Source organism: Pseudomonas brassicacearum, assembly GCF_003732265.1.
In the GTDB taxonomy this organism is placed as follows: domain Bacteria; phylum Pseudomonadota; class Gammaproteobacteria; order Pseudomonadales; family Pseudomonadaceae; genus Aquipseudomonas; species Aquipseudomonas brassicacearum_D.
In genome coordinates this window covers 1-300 of sequence record NZ_MOBK01000484.1, presented here as the reverse complement: position 1 = coordinate 300, position 300 = coordinate 1, and the positions used below count along the sequence as shown (strand labels likewise).

The following is a 300-nucleotide window of genomic DNA, read 5'->3' as shown; positions in this document are numbered from 1 at the left end:
ACCGTTTCAAAGATCCCTCTGCCGGTGCTGTTGGCGGTTCACGCCACCAGCCAGCGCCGGTTTTTTTATTCCCATGACCGCCTAGAAGTCTGCCGCCATGCGCCCAGCCCGTGCCCTGATCGACCTTCAAGCCCTGCGTCACAACTTCCGTATCGCCCGTGAACTCACCGGGGCCAAAGCCCTCGCGGTGATCAAGGCTGATGCCTACGGCCATGGCGCGGTGCGTTGCGCCCAGGCGCTGGAAGCCGAGGCCGACGGTCTTGCCGTGGCCTGCATCGAAGAGGCGTTGGAACTGCGCGC

1 protein-coding gene is annotated in these 300 nt (G+C 64.3%); it reads left to right on the top strand.

Features of this window, described 5'->3' with window-relative positions; genetic code table 11:
- Positions 1 to 97 precede the first annotated feature (97 nt).
- Positions 98 to 300, top strand: a 203-nt coding sequence (locus tag BK660_RS32380) for an alanine racemase (RefSeq protein ID WP_185045382.1), incomplete at its 3' end; no start/stop codon positions are given.